This window comes from Rhodococcus sp. IEGM1339 (assembly GCF_050321925.1).
GTDB classification, from domain to species: domain Bacteria; phylum Actinomycetota; class Actinomycetes; order Mycobacteriales; family Mycobacteriaceae; genus Rhodococcus; species Rhodococcus pyridinivorans.
In genome coordinates, this window is sequence record NZ_JBNQFT010000008.1 from 54,542 (window position 1) to 67,676 (window position 13,135).

General features: G+C 68.3%; 12 protein-coding genes. 7 read left to right on the forward strand and 5 right to left on the reverse strand.

The window, feature by feature from the left end:
• Window positions 1-8: 8 nt before the first annotated feature.
• Both ACQR3U_RS10720 and ACQR3U_RS10725 read right to left on the reverse strand, forming a co-directional pair.
• Complete coding sequence (locus ACQR3U_RS10720) at window positions 9-881, reverse strand: ABC transporter substrate-binding protein (protein ID WP_170318567.1); 873 nt, start codon at window positions 879-881, stop codon at window positions 9-11.
• A 108-nt stretch (window positions 882-989) separates the two neighbouring features.
• Entirely contained in the window at window positions 990-2,075 is a 1,086-nt protein-coding gene (locus tag ACQR3U_RS10725; RefSeq protein WP_064852350.1) for an isocitrate/isopropylmalate dehydrogenase family protein, read from the reverse strand.
• Between the two features lie 19 nt (window positions 2,076-2,094).
• On the opposite strand from ACQR3U_RS10725, the gene ACQR3U_RS10730 reads away from it, so the two are divergent.
• On the forward strand, window positions 2,095-2,613 hold the full coding sequence (locus ACQR3U_RS10730; protein ID WP_230810524.1) for a 2'-5' RNA ligase family protein: 519 nt from the start codon (window positions 2,095-2,097) through the stop codon (window positions 2,611-2,613).
• 20 nt (window positions 2,614-2,633) lie between these two features.
• Here the strand turns inward: ACQR3U_RS10730 and ACQR3U_RS10735 are convergent, their stop codons facing one another.
• Complete coding sequence (locus ACQR3U_RS10735) at window positions 2,634-2,759, reverse strand: hypothetical protein (protein ID WP_269065619.1); 126 nt, start codon at window positions 2,757-2,759, stop codon at window positions 2,634-2,636.
• 93 nt (window positions 2,760-2,852) lie between these two features.
• Here ACQR3U_RS10735 and ACQR3U_RS10740 point away from each other — a divergent pair, with 93 nt between their 5' ends.
• On the forward strand, window positions 2,853-3,860 hold the full coding sequence (locus ACQR3U_RS10740) for a GlxA family transcriptional regulator (RefSeq protein ID WP_170318564.1): 1,008 nt from the start codon (window positions 2,853-2,855) through the stop codon (window positions 3,858-3,860).
• Between the two features lie 163 nt (window positions 3,861-4,023).
• Window positions 4,024-4,395, forward strand: coding sequence for a thioredoxin (gene trxA, locus ACQR3U_RS10745; RefSeq protein WP_006554011.1), 372 nt, complete (start codon window positions 4,024-4,026; stop codon window positions 4,393-4,395).
• Window positions 4,396-4,523: 128 nt separating this feature from the next.
• Here trxA and polA read toward each other — a convergent pair whose 3' ends face one another.
• A complete protein-coding gene (gene polA / locus ACQR3U_RS10750; protein WP_230810523.1) occupies window positions 4,524-7,247 on the reverse strand; it encodes a DNA polymerase I in 2,724 nt (907 codons plus the stop codon).
• Between the two features lie 255 nt (window positions 7,248-7,502).
• Between polA and ACQR3U_RS10755 the strand changes: the two genes are divergently transcribed.
• From ACQR3U_RS10755 to ACQR3U_RS10770, 4 genes are read left to right on the forward strand one after another with little or no spacing between them, the layout of a single operon-like run.
• Window positions 7,503-8,873, forward strand: coding sequence for a branched-chain amino acid ABC transporter permease (locus ACQR3U_RS10755; RefSeq protein WP_006554013.1), 1,371 nt, complete (start codon window positions 7,503-7,505; stop codon window positions 8,871-8,873).
• A gap of 3 nt (window positions 8,874-8,876) precedes the next feature.
• Window positions 8,877-9,866 carry a branched-chain amino acid ABC transporter permease gene (locus ACQR3U_RS10760; protein ID WP_006554014.1) on the forward strand — a complete coding sequence of 330 codons (990 nt, stop codon included), beginning with the start codon at window positions 8,877-8,879 and terminating at the stop codon, window positions 9,864-9,866.
• Window positions 9,859-10,893: an ABC transporter ATP-binding protein gene (locus ACQR3U_RS10765; protein WP_230810522.1), complete on the forward strand. Its 1,035-nt coding sequence runs from the start codon at window positions 9,859-9,861 to the stop codon at window positions 10,891-10,893. The genes ACQR3U_RS10760 and ACQR3U_RS10765 overlap by 8 nt, the downstream gene beginning before the upstream one ends.
• Window positions 10,890-11,714, forward strand: a complete 825-nt coding sequence (locus tag ACQR3U_RS10770; RefSeq protein ID WP_006554016.1) for an ABC transporter ATP-binding protein — start codon at window positions 10,890-10,892, stop codon at window positions 11,712-11,714. The genes ACQR3U_RS10765 and ACQR3U_RS10770 overlap by 4 nt, the downstream gene beginning before the upstream one ends.
• Window positions 11,715-11,754: 40 nt before the next feature.
• Here ACQR3U_RS10770 and ACQR3U_RS10775 read toward each other — a convergent pair whose 3' ends face one another.
• Entirely contained in the window at window positions 11,755-13,086 is a 1,332-nt protein-coding gene (locus ACQR3U_RS10775; protein ID WP_019289674.1) for an ABC transporter substrate-binding protein, read from the reverse strand.
• Window positions 13,087-13,135: the final 49 nt, after the last annotated feature.

Consider the following 13,135-nt stretch of genomic DNA (forward strand, 5'->3'; position numbering starts at 1 on the left):
TCCCTTTCTCAGCTCGTCGCGCCGTTGATCTGCGAGGCGGTGATCGCGCCGTCCTCCATGCCCCAGCGCGCGGTGATCTCGTCGTACGCACCGGAATCGATGAGGTACTGCACTGCCTGCTGCAGTACGGGACCGAACGGCGACCCCTTCGCGACGACGAATCCGTAGGGCGCGGCGTCGAAGACCTCACCGGCCGGTTCGAGTCGTTCCTCGCTGCGGGCGATGACGTACGCCGTGACCGGCGAGTCGGCGGACAGTGCGTCCACCCGGCCGAGGATGAGGGCATTGGCAGCCTCGTCCTGGCTGTCGTACTTGACCTTGTCGATGGGCGGCAGCCCGCGGGCGACGCATTCCTCGCTCTTCGCGGGGACCTCCTCGAGGTCCTCGATGGTGGTGGTCTGTACCGCCACCCGCAGTCCGCACGCGTTGTCGGGGTCGACGGATTCGCCGGTGCGCTGCGCCCACTGCACTCCGGCGCTGTAGTAGGTGACGAAGTCGACCGATTCCTCGCGTTCCTTCGTGTCGGTGAACGACGACGAGCCCATCTCGAAGGTGCCCGCCTGGACGGCCGGGATGATCCGGTCGAAGTCGGCTTCGTTGAGCACCGCCTCGAGTCCGAGGACGTCGCCGAGGGCGTGGACGAGTTCGACGCCGAAGCCGACGATGGTGCCGTCGTCGTCCTTGAACTCGTTGGGGGCGTACGGGACGTTCACCCCGACCTCGAGGGTGCCGCCGTCGGCGATGTCGGGCGGCAACTGCCTCGCGATGGCGTCGACCTTCTCGACGGTGACTCGGTCGCCGGGCGGCACGGTCGATTCGCTGTTCACCACGCACCCGGTCGCGAAGGCAAGCACCGCCGCTCCCGCCGCCAGCCTGCTCAGGGTCCGGACACGACGACGCCCCCACGAGGTCACGCGGCGGGTGTGCACTGCTCGATTCACAGTCGCACAGTATCCAACCAGGGAGGGGTCCGAATGCAAACCCGAAGCTCAGGCTTCGAGGCGGGCGATGACGGCGGCGGTGAACTCGTCCGTCGACGCGGTGCCACCGAGGTCGGCGGTCGCGACACCCGCCGCGACGGTCGCGCGCACGGCGTCCTCGATGGCGCGGGCGGCCGCGGAGAATTCGATGTCCGCGCGTGCACCGACACGGTCGAGAAGCATGGCGGCGGAGAGGATCAGCGCGATCGGGTTGGCGCGGCCCTGCCCGGCGATGTCGGGTGCGGCGCCGTGCGCGGCCTGGGCCATGGCCTTGGTGCGCGACGCGTTGATCGACGCCGCGGTACCGAGCGAGCCGGACAGTTCGGCGGCGAGGTCGGACAGGATGTCGCCGAACATGTTCTCCGTCACGATCACGTCGAACTCGGCGCCGCGGCGGACGAGCAGCGCGGCCATCGCGTCGACGTGCTGGTCGTCGACAGTGACGCTCGGGTAGAGACGACCCACTTCCTGGCACACGTCCCGGAACAGGCCGGTCGTGCTGGCGAGCACGTTGGCCTTGTGCACGATGGTCACGCGCTTGCGGCGACGCGACGCGAGGTCGAAGGCGGTGTGCGCGATGCGTTCACAGGCGGCGCGGGTGATCACTCCGACCGCGAGTGCGATGTCGGGTGTGGGCATGAACTCGCCGCTGCCGACGGCCATGTTCCGGTCGGCGTAGAAACCCTCGGTGTTCTCCCGGACGACGACGAGATCCATCTTCGGTGACACCGACGCCGCTCCCGGCAGTGCGCACGCCGGCCGGATGTTCGCGTACAGGTCGAAGTGCTTGCGGATCCGACCGCCCGGAGTGAGCTGACCCCGGAACTCGGGTGGGTACGAGGCGCTGTCGTGCGGGCCGAGGATCCACGCGTCGACCTCGGCGAGGGTGTCGAGGGTGACCTGCGGCAGCGGGCTGCCGTGCGTCTCGATCGCGGAGGCACCGACGGGCAGCGGCACCCAGTCGACCGCGACCCCGGCTGCCGCGACGGCGGTGTCGACGATCCTGCGGGTCGCCGGCACGATCTCGGGACCGATGCCGTCCCCCTCGAGAAGTCCGATGCGATGGGTCTGAAGCGTTGCGGTGTCGTCGGTCACCCGGTCATCATTGCCTACCGTGGTCCAGTCGGTGGAACTCCTCCTCGACGCCCCGCTCGACACGGCGGTGCGCGACGAGTGGACCCGGCTGCTCGACGCCGGCCTGCACAGTCAGGGACGCGTCCGTTCCGAATCCAACCGTCCGCACGTGACGCTGTTCGTCGCCCATGCCCTGCCGGACGAACTCGAGGACGCGCTGCGGGCCACCATCACGGTCCGGCGGATCACCCTCCGGCTCGGTGGCGTGGTGATCTTCGGTGGCCGGTACGCGACGCTCGCCCGCACGGTCGTGCCGTCGATCGAACTGCTCGAACTCCAGGCGCGGGTGTTCGAGGTGCTCTCGGAATGCCCCGGCATCCCCGCACACATCCGGCCGTGCGAGTGGACGCCGCACGTCACCCTCGCACGGCGGGTGCCGGCCGCGCGCATCGGTACCGCGGTCCTGGCGGCGCAGACGCCGGAGCGGCAGCTGACCGGATCGAGTGCAGGAGTGCGGCGCTGGGACGGCGAGGCCAAGCGGGAGTGGCTGCTCACCTGAGCAGCGGGACGGTGCGCCGTTCAGAAACGGTAGTCGCCGAACTGCGTCACTTCCATATGGGTGTCGGGCGTGCGTCCGGTGAGGGCCAGCACGTCGAGGAGGAGAAAGACCGCCAGAAGTACGAGGACGAGGACCAGCAGGATCATGCTTCGAGCCTGCCGCGCCGGGGTCCCACCCGACAGTGGCAGAGCCGTCGGAGAACATCGTTTTTCTGCCACCAAGGTGTCACACTGGGTTGCGTGTCCGGAACACCTGGAACCACCGGCCGGCTCGAGAAGGTGGTCGTCCCCGTCCTCCCCTACGTCGAGACCTTCGAACTAGGCGTGGCGTGCGAGGTGTTCGGCTTCGACCGCTCCGACGACGGCCTGCCGACCTACGACTTCCACCTCGTCGCCGCGACCTCCGATCCGGTGCGCACCCGCTTCGGCTACACCATCGAGGTGCCTCACAGGCTCGATCTCCTCGACGACGCCGACCTGATTCTCCTGCCAGCGGTGAACAGCGACGGCATCGCGCTCGACGACGGGCGCCTCGAACCGTTGTTCGCGAAACTGCGGGCCGCCGTCGACCGCGGCGCGCGCGTGGCGAGCATGTGCACCGGGGCGTTCATCCTCGGTGCGGCCGGGTTGCTCGACAGGCGTCGCTGCACGACCCACTGGATGCACGCCGACCGTCTCGCCCGGACCTATCCGACGGCGCAGGTCGACCGGGACGTGCTCTACGTCGACGACCATCCGGTCCTCACCGCCGCAGGCACCGCGGCCGGCATCGACCTGTGCCTGCACATCGTCCGCTCCGCCCAGGGAGCCCAGGTCGCCAACACGATCGCCCGGCGCATGGTGGTGCCACCGCACCGCGACGGTGGGCAGGCCCAGTACGTCGCGATGCCACTGCCCGAATGCAAGGACGAGTCGCTCGCGCCGTTGCTCGACTGGATGAGCGAGCACCTCGACCGGGAACTCCCGGTGGCCGCACTGGCGCAGAAGGCGCACATGTCGGCGCGGACCTTCGCGCGGCGGTTCGTCGCCGAGGTTGGGGTCACGCCCGCGCGCTGGCTCCGCGATCAGCGGGTCCTGGCCGCGCAGCGCCTGCTCGAGGAGACCGACCTTCCGATCGACGTGGTGGCCGACCGCGTCGGTTTCGGCACCGCTGCGGTGCTGCGCCAGCATTTCCTGCGCCTGCGGCAGACCACTCCGCAGGCCTACCGACGGACCTTCCGGCGGTCCGTCGAACCGGTCGGCGTGTGACGCGTCCCTCGATCGGCACCTCCCGACGACACCCCCGGATCGGACACGTCACGTAGCGTGGCGGAAGGAACCCCGTCACGACGCGTGACGGCGGGAACGAACGGGAAGAAACAGCGGCGGCCGGATGTTGGACCCGTCGACACGCCCGACCGAAAGGATTTCCGTGGCAACCAAGGCTCTCACCCAGCAGGACTTCGACGAGGTCGTCACGAGCAATGACATCGTGCTCGTGGACTTCTGGGCCGACTGGTGCGGCCCCTGCAAGCAGTTCGCGCCCACCTTCGAGGCATCGTCGGACAAGCATCCCGACGTCGTGCACGCGAAGGTCGACACCGAGGCCGAGCAGGCCATCGCGGCGGCGGCGAACATCCGCTCGATCCCCACGATCATGGCGTTCCGCGAAGGCATCCTCGTCTACAACCAGGCCGGTGCTCTTCCGCCCGCCGCTCTCGAGGATCTCGTCTCGCAGGTCAAGAACCTCGACATGGACGATGTGCGCAAGCAGATCGCGGAGGCTCGCGCCGAGCAGAGCTGACCCACTCGTCGCGTCGACGGCGCCCGTCCCCGGTGATCCGGGGGCGGGCGCCGTCGTACGTACGGTGTGTGTACCTGCGGCCGGTGTCCCTGCGACTCGGTGTCCCCGCGCCTCGGTGTCCCCGCGACTCAGTGCGCCGCGGCGTCCCAGCTGCGGCCGTAACCGACCGAGACCTCGAGCGGCACCGACAATTCGATGACGGAGTCCATCTTGTCGCGCACGAGCGCCTCGACCTGTTCGCGCTCGGCCTCGACCACTTCGAGCACGAGTTCGTCGTGCACCTGCAGCAGCATCCGCGACCGCAGTCCGGCCTCGCTGAGCGCCTTCTGCACGTCGATCATCGCGACCTTGATGATGTCGGCGGCCGTGCCCTGGATGGGGGCGTTGAGCGCGGCGCGCTCGGCGATCTCCCGGCGCTGCCGGTTGTCGCTGTTGAGGTCGGGCAGGTACCGGCGGCGGCCGTAGAGGGTGGACGTGTAGCCGACCTTGCGGGCCTCCTCGACCACGTTGTAGAGGTAGTCGCGCACGCCGCCGAAGCGGGTGAAGTAGGCCTCCATCTGCTCGCGGGCCTCGTCGGTGGAGATCTTCAGCTGCTGGGCGAGACCGTAGGCGCTCAACCCGTAGGCGAGACCGTAGGACATCGCCTTGACGCGGCGACGCAGCTCCGGGGTGACCTCCTCGAGCGGCAGCCCGAACGCCCGCGACGCCACGAAGGTGTGCAGGTCCTCGCCCGTACGGAATGCCTCGATGAGCCCCTCGTCGGCCGACAGGTGCGCCATGATGCGCATCTCGATCTGGCTGTAGTCGGCGGTGAGCAGCACGTCGAATCCGTCGCCCACCACGAAACCGTCGCGGATCCGGCGACCGGCCTCGGTCCGCACCGGAATGTTCTGCAGGTTCGGCTCGGTCGACGAGAGCCGGCCCGTCGCCGCGACGGTCTGGTTGAAGGTGGTGTGGATGCGACCGTCGTCGGCGATGGACTTGATGAGTCCGTCGACGGTGGTCTTCATCTTGGTGTGCTCACGGTGCGCGAGCAGGTGTTCGAGGAAGGGATGGCCCGTCTTGTCGAACAGGTTCTGCAAGGCATCCGCGTCGGTGGTGTAGCCGGTCTTGGTCTTCTTCGTCTTCGGCATCTCGAGCTCGTCGAACAGCACCACCTGAAGCTGCTTCGGCGAGCCGAGGTTGATCTGCTTGCCGATCACCTCGTAGGCGGCGTTCGCGGCGGCGGCGACCTGGGCCGCGAATTCGGACTGCAGGTCGTGCAGGTGCGCCGAGTCGACGGCGATGCCGGTGGCCTCGAGTTCTGCGAGGACCTCGAGCAGGGGCAGTTCCATCTCGGTGAGCAGGCGCACCGATTCGATCTCGCCGAGTTCGGTGTCGAGGGCCGCGGCGAGGTCGACGACGGCGCGCGCCGCGAGGATCTGCGCCTCGGCCGCCTGCGCGTCGGCGGCGTCCTCGTCGTCGAGCAACGAGAGTTGTTGCGCGCCGGTGTCTTCCACTCGCAGCTCACGCTTGAGGTAGCGCAGCGACAGGTCGTCGAGCTTGAACGAGCGCTGGCCGGGCCGCACCAGATAGGCGGCGAGCGCGGTGTCGCTGGTGATGCCGGCGAGCGTCCAGCCGCGTCCGCGCAGCGCGTGGATGGCGAACTTCGCCTCGTGCACGGCCTTCTCCACTGCGGGGTTCGCGAGCCATGCGGCGAGGGCGTTCTCGTCCTCGGGCGTGAGCGCCACCGTGCTCACATAGGCGCCCTCACCGTCGGCCCCGGCGACGGCGATCGCGGTCGCGTCGCCTCCGTAGGGAGTGCCGGTGCCCACCACGGCGAGGCCATGACGTCGACCCGCCGGGGCGTGCTCGGCGAGCCAGTCGCCGAGGGCACCCGGCTCGACGATCCCGCCGCGCACCTCGAAGCCCTCCTCGGCCTCGGGCTCGGCCGACGAGAGCGTCTCGAACAGCCGGTCGCGCAGCACCTTGAACTCGAGGTCGTCGAACAGGCGGTGGATGCGGTCGCGGTCCCACGGGGCGAGGGCGAGTTGTTCGGGGGTGTACGGCACGGCCACGTCGCGCACCATCTCGGTGAGCTGGCGGTTGAGCAACACGTTGGACAGGTTCTCGCGCAGCGCGTCGCCGGTCTTGCCGCGCACCTCGTCGACGCGGTCGACGAGTCCGCTCAGGCTTCCGCACTCGCGGATCCATTTCGCGGCGGTCTTCTCGCCCACGCCGGGGATGCCGGGCAGGTTGTCGCTCGGGTCGCCGCGCAGCGCCGCGAAGTCCGGATACTGCTGGGGGGTGAGTCCGTACTTCTCCTCCACCGCGTCGGGGGTGAAGCGCGTCAGGTCGGAGACGCCGCGCCGCGGATACAGCACCGTGATGTCGCCGTTGACGAGTTGGAGCGCGTCGCGGTCGCCGGTCACCACGAGCACCCGGAAGCCCTGGGCGTGCGCCTGCGTCGCGAGCGTGGCGATGATGTCGTCGGCCTCGTAGCCCTCGATCGCCATCACCGGGATCCCCATCGCGCCGAGGACGTCCTTGGTGAGGTCGATCTGACCCTTGAAGTCGTCGGGTGCGGCGCTGCGCTGGGCCTTGTAGGCGGCGAACAGTTCGGCACGGAAGGTCTTGCGGCTGACGTCGAATGCCGCCGCGACGTGCGTGGGCTGCTCGTCGCGCAGCAGGTTGATGAGCATGGAGGTGAACCCGTAGACCGCGTTCGTGGTCTGCCCGCTGTGGGTCTTGAAGTTCTCGGCGGGCAGCGCGTAGAACGCGCGGAACGCGAGGGAATGGCCGTCGAGGAGCAGCAGGGTCGGGCGGTCGTCGGTGGCCGCGGTGGACGTCGCGGAAGTGGATGCACGGGTCACGCGTGCCAGTCTAGGGACCGAGGACGACAGCGTCGGCCACACCGCCCGACCAGCACCTCTCCGGTATGTGCGAACACTCGTTGTCCGAAGAAACGAGACCGAAACGTCCGGGTGATCCAATTTTTCCCGTGGACGTGCGATCCAGCCGCTAGAGTCCCCTGTCACGACACCGTAGTCCGGCGTCATCGAGGTTGACGATGATGCCCCGGGCGCAGTGCCGCGCTCGATGACAGCGCACCCACCGGGAGGACCTGCGTGGCCCCTACCTCGGGATGTCGGCGACGACCGACCTCGACCCTCCACCGATCGGTCCGCGCCGCACTCGTCACGCTCGCGAGTGTCCTGTTCGTCCTCGTCGGCGCCGGCCTCTCCTCCGCCCAGGATCCGCCGGACCCACCCTCACCGCCCGCGAACACGGCACCGGCCGCACCCGACGAGGAATCCGCGGAGGGGGTGACCGTCCGCGGAACGCTCAACAATGCCGGCGAACGACTCGACGGTGTCGTCGTCCGTGCGACCACCGAGAGCGGCGAGGTGGTCACCGAGACGGAGTCCGCCGACGGTGGGCGCTGGGAACTCACCGTTCCGCCGGGCACGTACGTCTTCGAGGTCGACACCGAGAGCCTGCCCGACGACGTCACCGTCCAGACCTCGGTGACCCGCGATGTCGCTCCGGGACGGGCGAACACGGTGATTTTCTCGTTCGGGGAGGCGCGTAGCGGTTCGACGGTCGCGTGGGGCGAGACGCTGGTGCGCACGATCGTCGACGGTCTGCGTTTCGGTTTGGTCATCGCGATCGCCGGAGTGGGCCTGAGTCTGATCTTCGGCACGACCGGCCTGACGAACTTCGCCCACGGCGAGCTGGTCACCCTCGGGGCGGTCGCGGCGTGGATCTTCAATGTCACCCTCGGTGTCCAGCTGATACCGGCCACGATCCTGGCGGTGATCGTCGGCGTCATCATCGGCCTGCTCAACAACGCACTCATCTGGGCTCCGCTCCGGCGCCGCCACACGGGCCTGATCGCCCAGCTGGTGGTGTCGATCGGCCTCGCGATCTCGTTCCGCTATCTCATCCTGGCCTTCTACTCCGACCGCACCCAGCCGTTCGACGACTACCAGGCACAGCAGCAACTGGTGTGGGGGCCGATCGCGATCACCCCGGTCAACCTCGCGTGCATCGTGATCAGCCTGGTGGTGCTCGTCGGGGTCGCCCTGCTGCTGCAGCGCACCCGGATCGGCAAGGCGATGCGCGCGGTGGCCGACAACCGCGACCTCGCGGCATCGTCGGGGATCGACGTCGAACACGTCATCCGCTTCGTGTGGGGTCTCGGTGGCGGGCTCGCCGCGCTCGGCGGGGTGCTGTTCGGCCTGTCGGAACTCGGCGGGCGCGTGCAGTGGGAGATGGGCTTCAAGCTGCTCCTGCTGATGTTCGCCGGCATCATCCTCGGCGGCCTCGGCACCGCCTACGGCGCACTGGTCGGCTGCGTCGTGGTGGGACTGCTGGTCCAGTTGTCCACCCTCGTGATCAACCCGGACCTGAAGTACATCGGCGGTCTGCTCGTACTCATCGTCATCCTGGTCATCCGCCCCCAGGGCATCCTCGGCAGTCGGACAAGGATCGGTTGACCCATGGATATCGTGTCGGTACTCCAGGTTTCCTTCGCCCAGCTCATCGGTCCGTCGGCGATCTTCTACGCACTGCTCGCGATCGGCCTGAACCTGCACTACGGCTATGCAGGGCTGCTGAACTTCGGGCAGATCGGTTTCGCCCTCCTGGGCGGTTACGGCGTGGGCATCATGACCGTCACCTACGACCAGCCGTTGTGGGTGGGCATCCTCGTCGGCCTCGCACTGGCAGGTCTGCTCGCGCTCGTCCTCGGCATCCCCACCCTGCGGTTGCGGGCCGACTATCTCGCCATCGCGACGATCGCCGCGGCGGAGATCCTGCGGCTGATGTTCCGCTCGACCGCGTCCGACTCGGTGACCGGATCGACCCGCGGCCTGTGGGGTTTCGCCGACCCGTTCACGTCCCTGAGCCCGTTCGATTCGAGTCGCCAGTACAACCTGCTCGGTATGCGGTTCTACGGCGACGACCTGTGGGCGATGGTCGTCGGCTGGACCCTCGTGCTGTTGCTGTGCGGGCTGGTCTACCTCCTCTCCCACAGTCCGTGGGGGCGGGTCCTCGAGGCGGTGCGTGAGGACGAGGACGCTGCCCGCGCGCTCGGCAAGAACGTCTTCGCCTACAAGATGCAGGCCCTGGTACTCGGCGGCATGATCGGCGGTCTCGGCGGCGTCTTCAACGCTCTGCAGACCAAGTCGATCAACCCCGACTTCTACTCGACCGCGCAGACCTTCTTCGCGTTCGGCGCGCTGATCCTCGGGGGTGCGGGAACGGTCTTCGGACCGGTGCTCGGCGCCATGGTGTTCTGGTTCCTGCTCACCCTCCCGGATGCCTTCCTGCGTCAGGCGATCGCCGGACCCGACCCGCTGCTCCCGCTCACCGAACAACAGGTCGGCGCGATGCGGTACGTGCTGCTCGGCATCCTCATCGCGGTGATGATGGTCTTCAGGCCACAAGGCATCCTGGGAAGCAAGCGGAAGGTGCAACTCGATGCCTGACACGATCCGACCCGACCCGACACCACCGCGCACGGTCCTCGGCGCGGACGAACGCGCCGCACTGTTCGCCGGCGTCGACCGCGCCCCCGGCGCCGCCAAACCCGACCCGATCCTCGTCGTCGACGATCTGTGCCGCACATTCGGAGGGCTCAAGGCCGTGGACGTGGCCCACCTCGAGATCCAGCGCTCGTGCATCACCGGCCTGATCGGCCCGAACGGCGCCGGCAAGACCACCCTGTTCAATCTCCTCACGGGCTTCGACCGGCCCGACACCGGCACCTGGGCGATGGACGGCGCCCCGCTCGGCCGGCTCCATCCCCATCAGGTGGCGCGGCGCGGGATCGTGCGCACCTTCCAGCTCACCAAGGCGCTGTCGAAGATGACGGTCCTCGACAACGTCCGCCTCGGCGCCCGGCACCAGACCGGCGAGCGCATGGCCGGTGCACTGCTACCGTGGACGTGGCACCGCCAGGAACGCGAGATCACCGCGCGCGCATACGAACTGCTCGACCGTTTCGGTCTGGCCGCGAAGGCCGACGACTTCGCCGGTTCACTGTCCGGCGGTCAACGCAAACTGCTCGAGATGGCCCGTGCGCTGATGACCGAACCGACCGTCGTCATGCTCGACGAGCCGATGGCCGGCGTCAATCCGGCGCTCACGCAGAATCTGCTGGGACACATCAAGACCCTGCGCGACGACGGGACGACCGTGGTATTCGTCGAGCACGACATGGACGTCATCCGCGACATCTCCGACTGGGTCGTGGTGATGGCGCAGGGTTCGGTGATCGCGGAGGCACCGCCGGACGCCCTGTCGTCCGATCCGGCCGTGGTCGACGCCTATCTCGGCAGTCACCACGACCAGGCACTCGAATTCGACGACGAGGGCAATCCCGTGGGCGCGACCGCCGAACTCGCCGACGCCCTCGCTGACGCGGAAGCGCAGACCCTCGAGGCCGGAGGCGACCTGTCCGATCCCGATTCGGCGTCGACCGACGCGACGGCCACGACCCTGGAGAAGCCGTGAGCGACAACATCACTCCTGCACTCACCGGGACGACGCCAGCGGAACGTGCCGCGACCCCGGAGGAACATGCCCGCCTGGCGACCGGAGCTCTCCTGCGCGCCGACGATCTCGTGGCCGGTTACTTCCCCGGGGTCGACATTCTGCGCGGTTGCAACTTCTACCTGCGCGACGGTGAGATCGTGGGCATCATCGGCCCGAACGGAGCCGGCAAGTCGACCCTGCTCAAGGCGTTGTTCGGCCTCATCCCCATCCGCAGCGGCACCGTCACGCTCGGCGGGGACGAGATCACCTCGGCGCCCGCACACATCCTGGTGCGCAAGGGGATCGGCTACGTGCCGCAGACGCAGAACGTGTTTCCCTCACTGACCATCGAGGAGAACCTCGAGATGGGGATCTATCTGCGTCCGAAGGACTTCGAGAAGCAGTTCGAGCGGGTGGCGTCGTTGTTCCCGTTGCTGTCCGAGCGCCGGAAGGTCAAGGCGGGAGCGCTCTCCGGTGGTGAGCGGCAGATGGTCGCGATGGGCCGCGCGCTGATGATGGAGCCGTCGGTGCTGCTCCTCGACGAGCCGTCGGCGGGACTGTCGCCGATGTTCCAGGACGAGGTCTTCATCCGCTGCAAGAAGATCAACGCGGCGGGGGTGTCGATCATCATGGTCGAGCAGAACGCGCGTCGCTGCCTGCAGATCTGCGATCGCGGATACGTTCTCGACCAGGGCCGCAACGCGTACACCGACACCGGCAGCAATCTCATGCACGACCCGAAGGTCGTCGAACTGTATCTCGGCACTCTCGCCGGCAGCCGGGAGAAGCGGAAGGGGTGACCGCCTACCGGCGATCACCCCTTCGCTCACGACCGGCGGGTCACTCACCCACCACGATGTAGTCCTCGGTGGTCAGGGTGTTGTCGGGACCGAACACGAGTCGGCCGTACGAGCCCACGCCGGGTTCGCCCGCATCCACGAAGGTGAGTTCACCGGTGGCACCGTCGTAGTCGATGTCCTGATCCGCACGGAGCAGGTCGAGGCACTGCTGGTAGCTGGTGCACTTCTCCCCGTCGCGGGTCACCGAGTTGATGTTCGCGGCGATGTCCACCCCGGCGGTCGACCCTGCCTGTTCCGCGGCCAGCGCCGAGACGATCACGGCGTCGTAGGACTCTCCGGCGTAGTTGAAGTCGATCAGACCCGGATCGACGCCGAGCAGTCGCTGCTGGAACTCCTCGCCGGTGTCGGTCAGCGGCGTGGTGCCGGCCATGCCGTCGAGCAGTCCTTCGGCGACGTTCTCGCCCAGCGCGTTCCCCATGTTGCCGTCGACACCGAAGACCGCCATGCCGTCGGACGGGCCGATGCCCACCTCGTGCATGCGGGTGATGATCTTCGCCGACTCCTCGAAGCCGATGAGTGCCACAGCATCCGGTGCGAAGTTGGCCACCTGGTCGACCTCCGCGTTGAACGACTGCGCGTTGGGATCGTAGATGATCTTCTGGATCTGGTCCTCCGGGATACCGGCGTCGACGAGATTGGTCACGGTGTTCTCGGCGAGGCCGGTGCCGTACGGATCGTTCAGCGCCAGGATCGACACGCGCTGCGCCCCGTCCTCGGCGATCAGCTGCGCGAGCGCCTGCGCCTGGAGCACGTCGGTCGGGGCGGTGCGGAAGTACAACCCGCGGTCGGCGTAGCAGACGAACTGGTCGGAGGTGTTCGCCGGCGAGAACTGCACCACGCCGGCACTGACGATCTTGTCGATCACCTTGAGCGAGACCGACGACGAGGCGGCGCCGACGATCACCTGGGTGCCGTTGGCGAGATGCCGGTCGACGGTGGTGTTCGCGGTGTCGGTCGTCGTGTCCCCGGAATCGCCCGGGAACAGTTCGACCGGCTGGTCGAGAACACCGCCCGCGGCGTTGATGTCGTCGACGGCGAGCCGGACGGCAGCGACCTCGGGCGGTCCGAGGAAGGCGAGACTGCCGGTCTCGGGGAGAATCGTGCCGATCTTCAGCGGTCCCGTGGCGGGAGTCGCCCCTGCTGTGGCCTGCTGTGGTTCGCAGTCGGTCTCGACGGTCGTCGCGGCCGCCGACCCCTCGTCACCGGCCGACGTACCGGATGCCGAATCGTCGCTGTCCGAACCACACCCGGTGAGGGCGAGCGTCGCAGCACCGAGTACCGCTACGGCGCGGACCAGAGTCCGTCTTGCCATTCAACTCTCCTTCGAACGCCTGACACCGCATCCGGCGGATTCCGGATGT

Bases quoted from the DNA above. Each gene is read 5' to 3' on its own strand.
- ACQR3U_RS10735 (WP_269065619.1), bottom strand. From the start codon at position 2,759: ATGATCCTGCTGGTCCTCGTCCTCGTACTTCTGGCGGTCTTTCTCCTC.
- ACQR3U_RS10760 (WP_006554014.1), top strand. From the start codon at position 8,877: ATGGATATCGTGTCGGTACTCCAGGTTTCCTTCGCCCAGCTCATCGGT.
- ACQR3U_RS10765 (WP_230810522.1), top strand. From the start codon at position 9,859: ATGCCTGACACGATCCGACCCGACCCGACACCACCGCGCACGGTCCTC.
- ACQR3U_RS10775 (WP_019289674.1), bottom strand. From the start codon at position 13,086: ATGGCAAGACGGACTCTGGTCCGCGCCGTAGCGGTACTCGGTGCTGCG.